The sequence below is a fragment of the Dactylosporangium sp. NPDC048998 genome, assembly GCF_043197855.1.
Taxonomy (GTDB): Bacteria; Actinomycetota; Actinomycetes; order Mycobacteriales; family Micromonosporaceae; genus Dactylosporangium.
Map to the genome: position 1 here is coordinate 21,131 of NZ_JBICTV010000017.1, position 15,675 is coordinate 36,805.

General features: G+C 72.5%; 16 protein-coding genes and 2 tRNA genes. 10 read left to right on the forward strand and 8 right to left on the reverse strand.

Annotation, left to right across the window (positions count from 1 at the left end):
* Window positions 1–20 precede the first annotated feature (20 nt).
* The 6 genes from ACGFI8_RS30405 to ACGFI8_RS30430 form a co-directional block, all read right to left on the reverse strand.
* Window positions 21–97, reverse strand: a tRNA-Met gene (locus ACGFI8_RS30405).
* 207 nt (window positions 98–304) lie between these two features.
* Window positions 305–377, reverse strand: a tRNA-Ala gene (locus tag ACGFI8_RS30410).
* Window positions 368–544, reverse strand: a complete 177-nt coding sequence (locus ACGFI8_RS30415) for a VOC family protein (RefSeq protein WP_392810135.1) — start codon at window positions 542–544, stop codon at window positions 368–370. The genes ACGFI8_RS30410 and ACGFI8_RS30415 overlap by 10 nt, the downstream gene beginning before the upstream one ends.
* Before the next feature lie 46 nt (window positions 545–590).
* Window positions 591–1,040, reverse strand: a complete 450-nt coding sequence (locus ACGFI8_RS30420) for a hypothetical protein (protein WP_392810137.1) — start codon at window positions 1,038–1,040, stop codon at window positions 591–593.
* A gap of 28 nt (window positions 1,041–1,068) precedes the next feature.
* Window positions 1,069–1,659, reverse strand: coding sequence for an RNA polymerase sigma factor (locus ACGFI8_RS30425; RefSeq protein ID WP_392810140.1), 591 nt, complete (start codon window positions 1,657–1,659; stop codon window positions 1,069–1,071).
* A gap of 98 nt (window positions 1,660–1,757) precedes the next feature.
* Window positions 1,758–2,927, reverse strand: coding sequence for a S8 family serine peptidase (locus tag ACGFI8_RS30430; protein WP_392810142.1), 1,170 nt, complete (start codon window positions 2,925–2,927; stop codon window positions 1,758–1,760).
* A 115-nt stretch (window positions 2,928–3,042) separates the two neighbouring features.
* On the opposite strand from ACGFI8_RS30430, the gene ACGFI8_RS30435 reads away from it, so the two are divergent.
* The 6 genes from ACGFI8_RS30435 to ACGFI8_RS30460 all read left to right on the forward strand — a co-directional run bounded on the left by ACGFI8_RS30435 (window position 3,043) and on the right by ACGFI8_RS30460 (window position 11,417).
* On the forward strand, window positions 3,043–5,799 hold the full coding sequence (locus tag ACGFI8_RS30435) for an ATP-binding cassette domain-containing protein (RefSeq protein WP_392810143.1): 2,757 nt from the start codon (window positions 3,043–3,045) through the stop codon (window positions 5,797–5,799).
* A gap of 639 nt (window positions 5,800–6,438) precedes the next feature.
* Entirely contained in the window at window positions 6,439–7,173 is a 735-nt protein-coding gene (locus ACGFI8_RS30440; protein ID WP_392810144.1) for a dienelactone hydrolase family protein, read from the forward strand.
* Window position 7,174: 1 nt separating this feature from the next.
* A complete protein-coding gene (locus ACGFI8_RS30445; protein WP_392810145.1) occupies window positions 7,175–7,453 on the forward strand; it encodes a DUF6295 family protein in 279 nt (92 codons plus the stop codon).
* A 191-nt stretch (window positions 7,454–7,644) separates the two neighbouring features.
* Window positions 7,645–9,522, forward strand: a complete 1,878-nt coding sequence (locus ACGFI8_RS30450; RefSeq protein WP_392810336.1) for a propionyl-CoA synthetase — start codon at window positions 7,645–7,647, stop codon at window positions 9,520–9,522.
* 75 nt (window positions 9,523–9,597) lie between these two features.
* Window positions 9,598–10,173: a ClpP family protease gene (locus ACGFI8_RS30455; protein ID WP_392810147.1), complete on the forward strand. Its 576-nt coding sequence runs from the start codon at window positions 9,598–9,600 to the stop codon at window positions 10,171–10,173.
* Between the two features lie 29 nt (window positions 10,174–10,202).
* Window positions 10,203–11,417, forward strand: coding sequence for a serine hydrolase domain-containing protein (locus ACGFI8_RS30460; RefSeq protein ID WP_392810149.1), 1,215 nt, complete (start codon window positions 10,203–10,205; stop codon window positions 11,415–11,417).
* On the opposite strand, the gene ACGFI8_RS30465 is transcribed toward ACGFI8_RS30460, so the two are convergent.
* Complete coding sequence (locus tag ACGFI8_RS30465) at window positions 11,414–12,121, reverse strand: hypothetical protein (protein WP_392810151.1); 708 nt, start codon at window positions 12,119–12,121, stop codon at window positions 11,414–11,416. The genes ACGFI8_RS30460 and ACGFI8_RS30465 overlap by 4 nt on opposite strands.
* 51 nt (window positions 12,122–12,172) lie before the next feature.
* Between ACGFI8_RS30465 and ACGFI8_RS30470 the strand changes: the two genes are divergently transcribed.
* Both ACGFI8_RS30470 and ACGFI8_RS30475 read left to right on the forward strand, forming a co-directional pair.
* A complete protein-coding gene (locus tag ACGFI8_RS30470; protein ID WP_392810153.1) occupies window positions 12,173–12,739 on the forward strand; it encodes an O-methyltransferase in 567 nt (188 codons plus the stop codon).
* 69 nt (window positions 12,740–12,808) lie between these two features.
* Window positions 12,809–13,267 (forward strand): STAS domain-containing protein, encoded by a 459-nt coding sequence (locus tag ACGFI8_RS30475; protein WP_392810154.1) that lies wholly within the window; start codon window positions 12,809–12,811, stop codon window positions 13,265–13,267.
* Here the strand turns inward: ACGFI8_RS30475 and ACGFI8_RS30480 are convergent.
* Window positions 13,212–13,880 (reverse strand): pentapeptide repeat-containing protein, encoded by a 669-nt coding sequence (locus ACGFI8_RS30480; RefSeq protein ID WP_392810156.1) that lies wholly within the window; start codon window positions 13,878–13,880, stop codon window positions 13,212–13,214. The genes ACGFI8_RS30475 and ACGFI8_RS30480 overlap by 56 nt on opposite strands.
* Before the next feature lie 136 nt (window positions 13,881–14,016).
* On the opposite strand from ACGFI8_RS30480, the gene ACGFI8_RS30485 reads away from it, so the two are divergent.
* Both ACGFI8_RS30485 and ACGFI8_RS30490 read left to right on the forward strand, forming a co-directional pair.
* Window positions 14,017–14,544 (forward strand): TetR/AcrR family transcriptional regulator, encoded by a 528-nt coding sequence (locus tag ACGFI8_RS30485; RefSeq protein WP_392810157.1) that lies wholly within the window; start codon window positions 14,017–14,019, stop codon window positions 14,542–14,544.
* A 106-nt stretch (window positions 14,545–14,650) separates the two neighbouring features.
* A complete protein-coding gene (locus ACGFI8_RS30490; RefSeq protein WP_392810159.1) occupies window positions 14,651–15,499 on the forward strand; it encodes a CAP domain-containing protein in 849 nt (282 codons plus the stop codon).
* The last annotated feature ends 176 nt before the right edge of the window (window positions 15,500–15,675 follow it).

Here is a 15,675-nt window from a genome sequence, read left to right on the forward strand (position 1 = left end):
TAACCAGCCGGCGAAAGAGGGGCGGCCCGGCCGGAATCGAACCGGCGTCCTCCCGAATTATGAGTCCGGGCGCGACGACCTCTGCGCTACGGCCCGCCGAGACGGCAGCTTAGCGGCACGCCCCGCACGAGCACGCTGAGCCCGAGCGACCGCGAGCGTGTTGACGCGGACCGGGCCGCAACCACCGACGCGGGGGTGTGGGTGGCGAAGCCCCCACCGGGGAGCGAGCGAAGCGAGCGCGGGGAATCCGAGGAGCCCCAGGCGAGCCCGCCCGAAGGGCGTGCGAGCAGGGTGAGCCCAGCGACGAGGCCGGTCGGAATCGAACCGACGTCCTCCAGCCTGCTGCGCCGGCGCGACGACCTCTGCGCTACGACCTCGCCGGCGCGAAGCTTACCGGGCGTGGGCGGGGCTGGTAGAGCTGGTGGAGCACGAAGGTGTTGCCGTCCGGGTCGGAGAAGCTGGTGACCCGCGAGAACAGCCCCTCCTCGATCGGCGAGTCGAAGATGATGCCGCTCTCGGCCGGCTCCTCGCAACGTCGCGGCACCTTTCTCGCACGGTACCGCTTCCGACCAGGAGCTTTGCGGCGATCTCTACAATTGCACCCATTCTGTGCGGACCGGCACGAATGCCCCCTCGACCTCGGGTTCGCAGCGCAGCCGCACCGGCCCCGCCGCGATGCCCTCGACCCGGAAGCGCCCCTCGGCGTCGGCCGACGTCTCGTGCGACCCGCCCGGCGACTCGACCACCACCCGCGCCGCGACGACCGGCGCGAGCTCGCCGACCACGTCGACGGCGCCCGCGTGCGAGGTCACCTGCACGTCGATGGTCAGCGCGCCGCCGAGGAACGTCAGCACCCGCGGCGTGCCACCGCGGACGGCGATCAGCCGGTCGAGGGAGTCGCGGACCAACTCGGCGAGGGCCGCGTCAGGGTTGCGCCACGCGAGACTCGCCCGCGCGGCGGCCAGGACGGCGGGTGGCACCGGGTCGTGCCGGCCGGCGATCTCACGCAATGAGCTCAGCACCTCTTCCTCCCCGATCATCGGGTCGGCCCTGCCCAGCAGCAGTGGGTCATATCGAAGCCGCCAATCGTCGGCGCAGCGTGCCCAGGCAGCGCTTGCGAGTCGGACCGATACTGCCGATCGGCACGTCGAGCGCGGCCGAAACCTCGGCGTAGCTCGGCGGCGGATCGGCGATGAGCACCCTCAGCAGCTGCTGGCACTGGCCGGACAGCGCGCGGAACTCCTGCCAGAGCACGGCGTCGCGCTCGTCGCGCAGCAGGCCCGCGTCGGGCTCGTCCTCGACCTGGTCGAGGCCGATCTGGACCCCGAGGTGGCCGACGAAGTCGCCGGCCGAGCCCGCGGGGACGTCGCGGCCGCCCTTGCGCAGCAGGGCGATCGCCTCGCGCCGGGCGGTGGTGGCGAGCCACGAGCCGAGCTTGTCGGCGTCGCGAACGTCGTCGACGTGTTCGACCAGGCGAAGCCAGGTCGCCTGGCTCACGTCGGCGGCGTCGGACTGGCCGAGCTGGAAGCTGCGCGCCACCGACCAGACAAGGTTGGCGTACCTGTCCACAATGGACTCCCACGCCTGCTGGTCGCCGGCCGCGGCCGCCCGCAGAAGTGCGGCATTTGCGTGCTCACCGGTACTTTCGGGGTCGGCCATGGCTCCGAAGGGTAGCATCGCGGCCCCCGGGCGACGGGGCGCGGCGACCAGCGCGCCACACCCCGTCACCCCCCTCCCCCTGGTGTGATGCATGGCCGTCACGCCACACCGGCATAGCGGCCGAACCGGAGGCCGGCCCCGGCGATGACGGCCTCCGCGGCGAGCCGGGCGGACCCGGCCGCCGGCAGCGCTTCGGCGATCGCCGCGGCGACGAACGGCGCGGCGAACGACGTCCCGCTCCATCTCGCCCAGCCGTCCGGAAAGCTCTCGTGGTGCACGAACGTGCTGACCACGTCCGCGCCCGGGGCCACGAGCGTGACCCACGTCCCGGTGTTGCTCCACTCACAGACGCGCCGGCCGTCGTGGGCGGCGACCGCGACCACGCGCCGCCGCCACGGCGCGCTCGTCCCGGCGTACGCGGCCGGCCAGAAGGGCCGGTCGTGCTGGCCGTCGTTGCCGGCCGCCGCCACGACCACCCGGTCGCCGCTGGTCAGCAGGCCCGCCAGAGCCGCCGTCAGCAGGACCGGCGGCCGGTCGTCGAGCGTGTATCCCCCCAGCGAGAGGTTGATGATCGGATCGTCGCCCGCCTGCCGGAGCGCCGCGACCAGGTCGCTCTCCCGGCAGACCCCGAACGTGTCGACGATCCGCATCAACCTCGGCTGTACCCGCCGCGACCGGCCCAGCATGACCCCGGCGACGAAGTTCGCATGTCCCGCGTCGCCGTCCCTGATCCCGTCGTCGCCGACGTCCGCGTCGGACTCGTAGTCCTCCGTGACGTACCGGTCCTTCGGCAACGGGCTGTTCAACCACACGCCGGCGTCCAGCACCAGCACCCCTACCCCGTCGGTGCCGTCCTGCGCGGTGAGCGCCCCGGGCGGCGCCGGGCGCGGCGGCCCGTACGGCCCGGTGTGCTCGAACGCCGTCGACACGAAGACGTGGTTGGGCCCGGCGGCCACCCGAATGTCGCCGGCCGCCTCCGCCTGTACGCGCACGCGCCGAGCGGCCCGCGCGACGTCCAGGCCGGCCAGCCGCACCCGCCGGTATCCGTCCGGGACATCCCCCTCCTCCACGATGTCCCGACCGGAGAAGCCCTGCTCCGCGAACGCCTGCCGCGCGGTGGCGAAGTGGTCGTCGAGCACCAGCAGCTCGTCGGCGACGAAGCGCACCGGCGTGCCGTCCGTCCGGTCCTCGCGGCGCACCCAGGACAGGCCCCCCAGCCGCCGGGCGCGCCGGGAGCGCCATTCGTCGGAACGGGCGTCCGCGGCCATGGGCTCCTCCTCGCCGTGTCGTCGTCGGTCTCGACACATATGAGGAGCGCCGTCGGCTTCCTGATACACCCACCCCCGCTGTTTCTTGTCGTACCCCCACGGCATGATGAGCGCCGTGGCGAGCATCGATCAGCAGACGGAGACCCGAGAGCTCACCGTGCTCGAGGTGACCAGCGGGGACCAGAAGGCCGTCGTCCGGCCGGACGACACCGTGACCATCGGCCGCGACGCCGCCAACGACCTCGTGGTCGAGGGCGACCTGATCTCCCGGCGGCACGCCGAGGTGATCTGGAACGACGACGGCTGGTTCCTGCGCGATCTCGCAAGCCGCAACGGCACCTTCGTGGCGGGGGAGAAGGCCGCGTTCATCGCCGCCACCGACGGCGGCGAGGTCCACCTCGGCTCGGCCGACGGCCCGCCGGTGCGGTTCAAGGTGGTCACGATCACCGAGTCGGTGCCGGTCCAGCCCTCGCCGCCACAGCTGCGCGAGGCGACGCAGCACGAGTTCGGCGCCGGCAGCATCCGCATCGGCCGCGGCGCCGGCAACGACATCGTCCTGAGCGACCTGCGCAGCTCGCGCAACCACGCCGAGCTGCGCCGCACCCCGACCGGCTTCGAGGTCGTCGACCTAGGCAGCCGAAACGGCACGTTCCACAACGGCCGGCAGATCACCCGCCAGGACGTGAGCCCCGGCGACCTGATCTCGATCGGCCGGCACGAGTTCATCTTCGACGGTGCCCGGCTGCACGAGTTCGAGGACGCGGGCCCGTCCTCGCTCATCGCCGACGACCTCACGGTGCGGATCAAGAACGCGGTCCTGCTCGACGACGTCAGCTTCGCCCTGGCCGAGGGCAGCGTGCTCGCCGTCATCGGCCCCTCCGGCTGCGGCAAGTCCACCCTGGTCAAGGCGGTCGCCGGGCTGCGCCCCGCCAGCCAGGGCACGGTGCGCTACGACGGCCGCGACCTCTACGCCGACTACGCGGAGCTGCGTTACCGCATCGGCATGGTCCCGCAGGACGACGTGCTGCACCGCCAGCTCACCGTGCGCCGCGCGCTGCGCTTCGCCGCCGCCCTGCGCTTCGCCGACGACGTGCCGCGCAAGGAGCGCAGCGCCCGGGTCGCCGAGGTGCTCAAGACCCTCAACCTCACCGAGCGGGCGAAGCAGCGCATCGACAGCCTCTCCGGCGGCCAGCGCAAGCGCGTCTCCGTCGCCTTGGAGCTGCTCACCGAGCCCTCGCTGCTCTTCCTCGACGAGCCCACCTCCGGCCTCGACCCGGCGCTGGACAAGGAGGTCATGGAGGAGCTGCGCGAGCTGGCCGATCGGGGCCGCACGGTCGCCGTCGTCACCCACAACGTCATGCACCTCGACCTGGCCGACCGCGTCCTGGTGCTCACCGTCGGCGGCCGGATGGGATATTTCGGGCCGCCCGGCGAGCTGCTGGACTTCTTCGGCGCCGAGGACTACGCGGAGGTGTTCCGCGAGGTCACCAACAACGCCGAGCACTGGGTGAGCAGATACCGCAGCTCCGACCTCTACGCGCGCTACGTCACCGACCAGATCGCGAAGGCGCCGCCGCCGAAGCCGAAGGCGGTCGAGCGGGTTCGCACCTCGGTCCCGGCCCGGCGCACAACCGCGCCTGCTGCCCTTGCCGCCCCCACCGCCGCCACTCCCACGGTCGCGCCTTCCGCGGCCGCCGTCGCCGACGAGTCGCCGGCCACGGAGAAGGTGCCTGCGCGGCCTTCCGCGGCCGTCGCGGCCGCCGTCCCCGGCGAGTCGACGGCCACGCAGAAGATCCCCGCGCGGCCGGCTGCCGTCCCCGGCGAGTCGCCGGTCACGGAGAAGATGCCCGCGCGGCCGACCGCGCCGCCCGAGTCGCCGACGGCCGAGCAGCAGCCCCCGCCCCGCCCCGCCCCGGCGACCGCGGACCATCCCGCCGCCGGTGCCCGCGGCGCCACCCCGGGCGGCGGGGCCGCAGGCGAGCGGCCCGACGTGGCGGTCGGCCGGGCCCGGGTCAGGCTCGGCGGGGCGTCGCTGCGCAGCCGGGCGCTGCACCCCGCGGCGCCGGTCCGGCAGTTCCTCACGCTCTGCCTGCGCATGCTCTGGGTGACCGCCGCCGACCGCGGTTTCAGCGTCTTCATGCTCGGGCTGCCGCTCGCCCTGGCGCTGCTCACCCGCACCGTGCCGGGGGACAACGGGCTGGCACCGGGCCTGACGCGGTTCAGCCTGGAGGCCCAGCGGCTGCTCGTCGTGCTCGCCGTCGGCGCCGCGTTCCTGGGCACGGCCGCCGCCATCCGCGAGATCGTCAACGAGTCGACGATCTACAAGCGTGAGCGCGCCGTCGGTCTCTCCGCCGGGGCGTACCTCGCCTCCAAGGTCTTGGTCTTCTCCCTGATCATCATCGTGCAGACGGCGCTGTTCACCTGGCTGGCGCTGCTGGGCAAGAAGCCGCCGCAGGACCCGTTGATCTTCCCCAAGCACTGGCTCTTCGAGATCACCATTCCGGTCGCCCTGGTCGCGCTGGCGTCGATGGCGTTCGGCCTGCTGGTCAGCGCCCTGGTGAAGACCACCGAGCAGACCACCCCGGTGCTCGTCGTCGTGGTGATGGCCCAGCTCGTGCTCTCCGGCGGCCTGTTCGAGCTCGACGGCCAGAATGTCCTGGAGCAGATCTCCTGGCTCTTCCCGACCCGCTGGGGCCTGGCCGCCGGCGCGTCGACGGTCGACCTGCAGTCCATGATCCCGTTCAAGGACTCCCTGTGGGAGCACACGACGGGCGCCTGGTGGCGCTCGGTATTCATCCTGCTCGTCCAGATCGTCCTGCTCATCGGCCTGGCCCGGCTGGCCCTGCGCCGCTCGGAGCCCGGCCGCCACTGACACCTTCGCGCGGCGCCCGCCTTCCCGGGGGCCCGCGCGAACCGCGGGCCGCCGGCGCGACCGCGCCGCCGGGGCGGTCGCTCGGCCGAGCGACCGCTGCCGGGTGCGGCCGTGGTGCCGGGGCGGTCAGGCGCCGGTTAGCCGTGCGGCGGGGGCGGTTGCGGCGCCGGCTGGCCGCGTCACCCGCACGGCGGCGCTGTCGGGCGCGGCCGTGGTGCCAACGCGGCCGCTGTCGCGCGCGACCGTGCGGTCGGGGTGGGTTGCGGCGTCGGCTGGCCGCGCCATCCGCACGGTAGCGCTGCCGGGCGCGGCCGTGGTGCCAACGCGGCCGCGCTGCCGGGTGGCCGGGCTGACGGGCGGGCGGGCGAAATGGGCGTAAACCGGCGCCGGCCAGTGGGTGAAAGTGCACGCTGACCGGATGGGCCGCGCCTTGCTGTGGCGAGTGGCCGCGTTGCCCGGCGGCCGTGTGAACCCGTGGCGTTCTCGTGGTCGGGCTCTCCACGAATCGCGATGGCCGGCCTTCCTGGGGACGTTTCGGCCGTGCGGGCGTGATGAGCGTCGCGTGAACCCTTTTGAGCGGTCGGGGATATTGTTCGCTCGGCTAAGTAAAACTGCCGCGAGAACGACGGAGAGAAGACGATGTCAGACGCGATCCGTGCCGAGACCGTGTTCATCGGGGAGGAGCAGATCCAGGCGTACCAGGCCCGGCCGCTCGACGCCGGGGCGGTGCCCGGCGTTGTGGTGATCCACCACCTGCCCGGATTCGACGAGGCTACCAAGGAGATGGTGCGCAAGTTCGCCGCGAACGGGTACTCGGCGATCTGCCCCAACCTGTTCTGGCGCGAGGCGCCGAACGCCGCGCCCGACGACGCCTCCGCCTTCGTGCGTGGCCAGGGCGGCATCCCCGACGAGCAGATCATCCGCGACGTGGCGACCGCGGCCGCGGCGCTGCGCGCGCTGGACAACGCCAACGGCAAGGTCGGCGTGATCGGGCACTGCTCGGGCGGGCGCCAGGCGCTGCTGGTCTCCACGGCGGTCGACCTGGATGCCGCCGTCGACTGCTACGGCGCGTTCGCGCTGGAGGCGCCGCCGGCCGGCGTGGGGCTGAAGGCGCAGCCGATCAAGGACCGCCTGCAGGACGTGCGCTGCCCGGTGCTGGGCCTCTTCGGCGACGACGACAAGTATCCCGCGCCGGAGGAGGTCGCCCGCCTCGCCGAGCTGATGGCCGAGCACGGCAAGAGCTTCGAGCACCACAGCTACGAGGGCGCCGGCCACGCGTTCTTCGCGGTCGACCGCCCTTCGTACCGCCCGCAGGCCGCCGTCGACGGCTGGCGGCGCATCTTCGCGTTCTTCGACCAGCACCTGGGGGCCTGACATGTGCACGTACGAGACGGAGACCGTCGACATCGAGGGCGCCGGCAAGGGCGCGGCGGGCTGGTTCGACCTGACGCGGGCCGCGGTGTACGTCGACCACCCGCAGCGCGCGCCGTTCGGCCACACCGTGAACATTGACTTCGCGAACCCGGCCGAGGGCCCGTCGGCGCGGGTCGCGGTCGAGCTGACAGAGGAGGCGGCGCTGGCGCTCGTGGCCGCGATCCAGCGCGCGATCGCCCACGCCCCGGCCGGCCTGGCCAGCGCGAACGCCCCAGCCTGAACGCCGCGTTCTGACCAGCCCGGCCCGAACACCCGGGAATGTCATGATAAATCCGGACAAGTCGTGACGCTGGAAGTGTCATGACTTGTCCGGATCCAGCAAGGCTCTCGGCGACGCAAGAGGAAACAGCCAGGAAATCCTCGGGAAAAGTGACCTACCCAAACGCGGGCGGGGCGGAGCAGGATCCGGGCATGGGCGCCTACCACGACACGTACCAGCGCAGCCTCACCGACACCGAGTGGTTCTGGCGCGACGCCGCCGCGGGCGTGGACTGGGCGCGGATGCCGATTCGGATCCTCGACGCCGACCGGCCGCCGTTCTTCCGGTGGTTCCCCGACGCCGAGCTCAACACCTGCTACAACGCCCTCGACCGGCACGTGGACGCCGGGCGCGGGGACGCCACCGCGCTGGTGTACGACAGCCCGGTGACGGGAACCGTCCGGCGGTACACCTTCCGGGAACTGCGCGACGAGGTCGCGATCTTCGCGGGCGCCCTGCGCCGGCTCGGCGTGGGCCGGGGCGACCGGGTCGTCATCTACATGGCGATGGTTCCCGAGGCCGTCGTCGCCATGCTCGCGTGCGCGCGGCTCGGCGCGGTGCACTCGGTGGTGTTCGGTGGCTTCGGGCCGAAGGAGCTCGCCGCCCGCATCGACGACGCGCGCCCGAAGGTCATCGTGGCCACCTCGTGCGGGATTGAGGCGAGCCGGATCGTGCGGTACAAGCCGCTGCTGGACGCCGCGCTCGACGAGGCGGCGCACCGGCCCGAGCGCTGCGTGATCCTGCAGCGCGAGCAGGCACCGGGCGAGCTGCGTGACTGCGACGTGACCTGGGCGGACGCGGTGGCGGGCGCCATGGCGGCCGAGTGCGTGCCGGTGGCGGCGACCGACCCGCTGTACGTCCTCTACACCTCCGGCACCACCGGGCGCCCGAAGGGGATCGTGCGCGACAACGGCGGCCACGCCGTGGCGCTGACCTGGTCGATGGCGAACATCTTCGACTGCGCCGCCGGCGACGTGTTCTGGGCCGCGTCCGACGTCGGCTGGGTCGTCGGGCACTCCTACATCGTGTACGCGCCGCTGCTGGCCGGCGTGACGACCGTGCTGTACGAGGGCAAGCCGGTCGGCACCCCGGACGCCGGCGCATTCTGGCGGGTGGTGGAGGACCACGGCGTCAACGTGCTGTTCGCCGCGCCGACCGCGATCCGGGCGATCCGCAAGGAGGACCCGGACGGCGCGCGCATCGACCGCGCCCGCACGAAGTCGCTGCGCGCGCTGTTCATGGCCGGCGAGCGCCTCGACCCGCAAACGTACGAGTGGGCCGGCGAGCGCCTCGGCGTGCCGGTCGTCGACAACTGGTGGCAGACCGAGACCGGGTGGCCGGTCGCGGCGAGCCCCCGCGGCCTGGAGGCGATGCCGACCAAGCCGGGTTCGCCGTCGGTACCCGTGCCCGGCTTCGACGTGCGCGTGGTCCTGCCGGACGGGTCGGACGCGCCGGCCGGCACCGACGGGTCGATCGTCATCCGGCTGCCGCTGCCGCCGGGCTGCCTGCCGACGCTGTGGGGCGACGACGAGCGGTTCGTCGGGTCGTACCTCAGCGCCTTCCCCGGCAACTACCTGACCGGCGACGGCGGCCGGTTCGACGAGGACGGGTACCTCTTCGTCATGGGCCGCACCGACGACGTCATCAACGTCGCGGGCCACCGGCTGTCCACGGGCGCGATGGAGGAGGTGCTGGCCGGCCACCCGGCGGTCGCCGAGTGCGCCGTCATCGGCGTCGAGGACCAGCTCAAGGGCCAGGTGCCGCGCGGCTTCGTGGTGCTCAGGGCCGGCGTCGACACCGCGCCCGACGCGGTGGCGGCCGAGCTGGTCCAGCTGGTCCGTGATCGGATCGGGGCGGTGGCGAGCCTGCGCGACGTCGAGGTCGTGGCCGCGCTGCCGAAGACCCGCTCCGGCAAGATCCTGCGCCGCACCATGCGGGGCATCGCCGACGGCCGCGACGAGCCGGTCCCGTCGACGATCGAGGACCCGGCGGTCCTCGATGCCCTGCGCCGGGTGCTCCGGCCGAACTGAGGGCCAAGCTGAGAGCGAACACGCTCACGGCGAACGGGGGGTCCCGAGCGGGGCAGCCGGCCATACCGTCGAGACATGGCCGACCTTGACATCCCGTTCGACAGCGCCGTGTTCGACCGGCTGCTCAGCAAGCGCATCATCGTCCTCGGCACCGAGGTCGACGACAAGAGCGCCAACCGCATCTGCGGGCAGCTCATCCTGCTCGCCGCCGAGGACCCCGACAAGGACATCAGCTTCTGGATCAACTCACCCGGCGGGGCCGTGCACGCCGGGCTGGCGATCTACGACACGATGAAGTTCGTCCGCAACGACATTTCGACCGTCGTCATGGGCATGGCCGCCTCGATGGGGCAGTTCCTGCTCAGCGCCGGCACGCCCGGCAAGCGCTACGCCCTGCCTCACTCGCGGGTGATGATGCACCAGCCGTCGGGCGGCATCGGCGGTACCGCCGCGGACATCGCCATCCAGGCCGAGCAGATGGTGTACACGAAGAAGACGATCCAGCGGCTCATTGCCGAGCACACCGGGCAGACCTCCGCACAGATCGAGGAGGACTCCGACCGGGACCGCTGGTTCACCGCGCCCGAGGCGGTCGCCTACGGGTTCGTGGACCGGGTCGTGGCGGCAGCCGACCAGCTCGCCCTTTCCTAGGCCGCACGAGAAGATCTACAGTCCCCAGTGTGAGTATCGACCGCGAAGTGGCGCCAGAGCAGGCCGGATTCGACGCGCGGCGGCTGGCCCGCCTGGACGCCCACTTCGCCCGGTACGTCGACGACGGCCGCCTGGCCGGCTGGCAGCTCACCGTCGCGCGCGACGGCCGGGTGGTGCACAGCAGCGTCTACGGCCACCGCGACGCCGAGGCCGGGCTGCCGGTCGAGCCGGACACCCTCTGGCGGCTGTACTCGATGACCAAGCCGATCACCTCGGTCGCGGCGATGATGCTGTGGGAGGAGGGGCGCTTCGAGCTCACCGACCCGATCGACCGCTGGCTGCCCGAGTTCCGCGACATGCGCGTCTACGAGAAGGGCTCGGCGAGCCAGCCGTTCACCGTCCCGGCGGCCGAGCCGATCCGGGTGTGGCACCTGCTCACCCACACCTCCGGCCTGACGTACGGCTTCCTGAACACCTCCGTCGTCGACGCCCTGTACCGCAAGGCCGGCTACGACGTGTACAGCAAGCCGGGCGCCGACCTGGCCGAGACGTGCCGCGACTACGCCGCCCTGCCGCTGCTGTTCCAGCCCGGCACCGCCTGGGGCTACGGGGTGAGCACCGACGTGCTCGGCCGGCTCGTCGAGGTGATCTCCGGGGTGTCCCTGCCCGAGTTCGTGCGCACGCGGATCCTTGAGCCGCTCGGCATGGGCGACACCACCTGGTCGGTGGAGCCGGGCGAGCCGCGGATGGCCGCACTGTACGTCCCGGGCCCAGACGGCCGCCGGGTGCGCTTCGACCCGATGGGCGGCCTGGCGTACGAGGAGCCGAAGGCCCCGTCCGGCGGCGGCGGCCTGATCTCGACCGCCGCCGACTACCAGCGGTTCATGAACATGCTGCTCAACCGGGGTGAGGGCCTGCTCGGCCCGCGCACGGTCGGCTTCATGACCCGCAACCACCTGCCCGGCGGCGCCGACCTGGACACGCTGCAGACCGGCGGTTTCGCCGAGACCACGTTCGAGGGCATCGGCTTCGGCCTGGGCTTCGCCGTGGTCCGGGACCCGGTGCCGGCCCGGGTGTGGAGCTCCCCGGGCACGTTCTACTGGGGCGGCGCGGCGAGCACGGCCTTCTGGGTGGACCCCGTCGAACGGCTCACCGTCGGCTTCTACACCCAGCTCGTGCCGTCCAGCACATATCCGCTGCGCCCCCAGCTGCGCCAGCTGATCTACAGCGCCCTCACCGACTAGACGAAGGACAGGCTGCCGCCCCCGGTGGCCACCTTCAGCTTGTGCACCGAGCCGGCGTCGTTCTTGACCGTGCCGCTTTGCTTGCCGCCGTCGAGCTGGGCGTCCAGCGCGTACCCGTCCGAGGTCAGCCGCAGGTTGACGTTGCCGCCGCCGCTGTCGATGTCGATGCGGTCCGGCGCCTGGGTGATCTTCAGGTCGACCGGGCCGCCGCCGGTGCGCGCGTTGAGCTCCGGCGGGGCCAGGCCCTCGCCGGACAGCGCGCCGCCGTCGGACTGCACGTCGATGAGGCCGGTGAGGCCGGTCATCGCGATCTGCCCGCCGGAGCTGTCCAGCCGCACGCTGAGCGTCGAGGGCATCTCGATCTCGTACGAGATCGAGCAGTCGCTCTTCGCGCAGCCGGTCGAGGCGAGGATGAGCTCGCCGCCATCGAGGGTCTGCTTGCGCTCCGGCTTGTCGGTCTTGTACCGCTGGGTCTCCGTCACCTTGATCGTGGGACCGGCGCCCACCTTGATCGTGATCGAGCCGCCCTCGCTGTCCACCTCGACGACGCTCACGTCGTCCTTCACCTCGAACGAGCTGCTGGCGGTCTGCTCCGGCGCGTCCTTGCCGGGCGACTTCGGCGCGGGCTCGGGGCTTGCGCAGGCGCCGAGGGCCAGCAGGGCGACGGCGGCGGGGGTGAGCACCCGCAGAGGCAGTGACTTCACGGGGCACAGCTTTGCACGGGGAGCGCGACGATCTTCGGTAGGGTCGCTGCCGTGAACCTCGTCGATTCCGCCTACGCCCGGGCCGCGGCCAACGGGTTCGAACTGTCCTGCGAGCCACCCGTCGGGCGGCTCCTCGCCACGCTCGCGGCCGCCCTGCCGCCCGGCGCCCGGGTGCTGGAGCTCGGCACCGGCGCCGGCGTCGGCACCGCCTGGCTGGCCAGTGGCCTGCTGCCGCGCACCGACGTCAGCGTCGTCTCGGTCGAGCTCGACCCGGCCACCTCGGCGGTCGCCGCGCAGGGCGAGTGGCCCGCGTTCGTGGAGCTGCGGGTGGGCGACGGCCTGGAGTTCCTGGCCGCGGCGGAGGGCGGCTTCGACCTCATCTTCGCCGACGCGAAGGCCGGCAAGTCCGAGGGGCTCGAGCACACCCTGGCCCGGCTCAACCCGCGCGGGACGATCGTCGTCGATGACATGCGGGCGGTCGACGACTGGCCCGACGCCTTCAAGGTCCTGCAGGACCGGGTGCGCAGGACCCTGTTCGACGACCCGGGGCTGGTCTGCGTCGAGCTCGAGCACGGCACCGGCGTCATCATCGGCGTCCGTCGACCTCCCGCAGGCTGAACGGCCCCACGGGGGGTCGGCCGCCCGGCCGCTGACGCGCGGCGGTCGAGATCGGTACCGTCAGCAACGATGAGTGCGGTCGTGCTGGCCCTGCACGGGCTGCTGGTGGACGGGACGGTCGCGACGATCGAGCCGGTGCTCGCCGGGCTCCTCGTCGCCGACGAGCCCCGGCTGGTGCTCGACGTGTCGCAGGTGACCGTGTGCGACACGACCGGAGCGGCGCTGCTGGTCAACGTCGCCGGCATGGCCCGCGACCGCGGCGGCGAGCTGCGCCTGGCCGCACCTTCGCCGGCGATCCGCTCGTGGCTGCACGTCGCCGCCGGGATGAGCGGGATCGCCACGTTCGCCTCGGTCGAGGGCGCCCTGGACGCCGACCCGCGCGACCTGCTGGGCACGGCCGCGCAGTCGGTGGCCGCCTGCGTCGACGACCCGCCGACGCGCACCTTCCCGCACGGCCGCCCGCGCTGGCGGGTCAACCCTTCGGGCCGCGCACGATCACGCCGAGGTCCCGCATCACCGCGTCGGTGAGCCCGGGCAGCTGGGCCGGCTCGATCGTCACGCCACGCAGGCTGCTCATCCCGCTGACCTCGGACAGCTGGTTGCCGCGCAGGTCGGCGCCGCGCAGGTCGCAGCTCTCGAACGACATCTGCCGCAGCCGGCAGCCCTGCATCGCCGCGTAGGGCAGCACGCAGTCGCGCAGGTTGGTGTTGACCAGCACGCAGCCCACGAAGCCGGTCGGGCCGGCGGTGCTGACGTCGTCGAGGGAGGCGCCGTCGAGCCGGCAGCCCTCGAACAGCACGTCCGACAGGCGCGTCTCGGCGAGATTGGCCCACGTCAGCTTGCAGTTGACGAAATGCACCCGTTCGAGGGAAAGCCCGGTGAGCCGCGCGGCGGTGAAGTCGACCTTCTCGAACCGGCACCCGCTGATCGCCACGTCCTCCCACACGACCCCGTTGAGGTCGAGGTTCTCCAGGTGGGACCGGCGCAGGCGGGCGTCGATGAGGGTCGTGCGGATGGCGCGGCCGGTCTGCACGTGGGCCTCGTTGAGGTTGCCGCCCCAGGGCGCGCTGACCGGCTCGAGCTCACCCGGGTCGAAGACCGGCAGCTCGATATCGATGTCGTGCACGGTGCGCAATGCCACGTACCTCACCGTAAAGGGTCGGCCGACGGTCCGGCACGTAGGCTCTCAGGTCATGAACGATGCTGGGGTGCGTCAGCGGGTGGACGGACGGACCTTACGGGCGGAGCGGACCCGGCAGGCCATAACGGACGCCCACTTGGCACTGCTGGAGGAGGGCGAGCTGCGCCCCACCGCCGAGCGGATCGCCGAGCGCGCCGGGGTGTCCCTGCGCGCGTTGTGGACCAACTTCAAGGACATGGAGGGCCTGTTCGCGGCGGCCGGCGAGCGGCTGATGCAGCGGCAGCGCGCGGAGTGGCGCCCGATCCCGACGGAGCTGCCCCTGCCGGAGCGCATCGAGCGGTACTGCGCCCAGCGTGCGCGCCTGCTGGAGCTCATCGCCCCGGCCGCCCGCGCCGCCCGCATCCGCGAGCCGTTCTCCGCGCAGCTGCGCAAGAACCGGGCGTGGTACCTCCAGATCGTCCGCGAAGAGATCGAGACGCTCTTCGCCCCGGAGCTGGCCGCCGCCGGCCCGGGCCGCGGCGAGGTGCTCGACGCGCTCATGGTCGCCGCGACGTTTGCCGGTTGGTCGATGTGGCGCGACCAGTTGCACCTGGACGTGCCCGCCGCCACGGCCGTGCTCCGCCTGGTCGTGAGCGCGCTGCTGCCGGCCCCAGTGCCGGCATAAGTTTGGCTTAGACCGCCGTTAAATCGCCTTCCGCGATCGTTTTTCGTGTCTGCGGCCTTCTAGTGTCTGTTGCGGCTGCGTCGCTGCGTGATCATGGAGGCCCCTGGTGTCAGCGTTCGGTGAGGGCGACCCGGACCGTTACGACCCATACGCCGGGTACGCGGGCGGCGGTTTCCAGGACGGTGGCTTTCCGGGCGGCGCCTTCGACGGCGGCGTCGAGCCGCACACGCCGCGACACCGGCACGGTTCGCGCATGCTCGTGGCCGCCGTGATCGGCACCATCGCCCTGATCGTGGTCGGCGCCGTCGCCTTCGCCGGCTCCCTGGTGATGTCGCGCACCTCCAGCCACGCGCCGCAGTCCAACGTGGCCGGCGCCGCCTCGGCCGAGCCCGGCGACCTGTTCGGCGGCGCGAGCGGCGACCCGTCGGCCGCCGGGTCCGACGACCCCGTCGAGAAGGCGACCGCCTCGCCGGCCCCGACGCCGACGACCCGTGCCACCAGCGCAGCGCCGACGAAGCAGACCACGCCGCCGGCGAAGCCCAAGACCTCGGCCGCGGCCCAGGGCGGCAACGCGGCGTACGAGGCGCAGGTCCTCACGATCGTGAACTCCGAGCGGGCGAAGGCCGGCTGCCAGCCCCTCGCCTACAACGCGAAGCTGCGGGCCGCGGCGTACAAGCACTCGGCCGACATGGCGGCGCGCAACTACTTCTCGCACGACACCCCGGAAGGGGTCTCGTTCGCGACCCGGATCACCAACGAGGGATACCGCTGGTCGAACGCGGCCGAGAACATCGCCAAGGGGCAGCGCACGCCCGAGGACGTCATGAACGCGTGGATGAACAGCTCCGGGCACCGCGCCAACATCCTCAACTGCAAGCTCAAGGACCTCGGCGTGGGCCTGGCCTACCAGGGCAAGACCCCGATCTGGACCCAGGACTTCGGCACCCAGATGTAGCCGCGGGACGCGGTGCTGCGGTAGCCGGTTCGCCGTGGGAAGTTTTGGGTCGGTGTGCCAGGTCGCCTCGCGGCGATAGGCGCGACACGGCTCCAGCCGAACGGTATTCCGTGAAGGCAGTGTGGTGAGGCCCGGGGACACACAGCACACCGACTCCATGAACAGTAGCGCGCCTC

What these genes read in the sequence shown, in the direction of transcription:
- ACGFI8_RS30445 (WP_392810145.1), top strand. Translation starts at nt 7,175, where the DNA reads ATGTGCACGTACGAGACGGAGACCGTCGACATCGAGGGCGCCGGCAAG.
- ACGFI8_RS30425 (WP_392810140.1), bottom strand. Translation starts at nt 1,659, where the DNA reads ATGGCCGACCCCGAAAGTACCGGTGAGCACGCAAATGCCGCACTTCTG.
- ACGFI8_RS30455 (WP_392810147.1), top strand. Translation starts at nt 9,598, where the DNA reads ATGGCCGACCTTGACATCCCGTTCGACAGCGCCGTGTTCGACCGGCTG.
- ACGFI8_RS30440 (WP_392810144.1), top strand. Translation starts at nt 6,439, where the DNA reads ATGTCAGACGCGATCCGTGCCGAGACCGTGTTCATCGGGGAGGAGCAG.
- ACGFI8_RS30450 (WP_392810336.1), top strand. Translation starts at nt 7,645, where the DNA reads ATGGGCGCCTACCACGACACGTACCAGCGCAGCCTCACCGACACCGAG.
- ACGFI8_RS30420 (WP_392810137.1), bottom strand. Translation starts at nt 1,040, where the DNA reads ATGATCGGGGAGGAAGAGGTGCTGAGCTCATTGCGTGAGATCGCCGGC.
- ACGFI8_RS30475 (WP_392810154.1), top strand. Translation starts at nt 12,809, where the DNA reads ATGAGTGCGGTCGTGCTGGCCCTGCACGGGCTGCTGGTGGACGGGACG.
- ACGFI8_RS30430 (WP_392810142.1), bottom strand. Translation starts at nt 2,927, where the DNA reads ATGGCCGCGGACGCCCGTTCCGACGAATGGCGCTCCCGGCGCGCCCGG.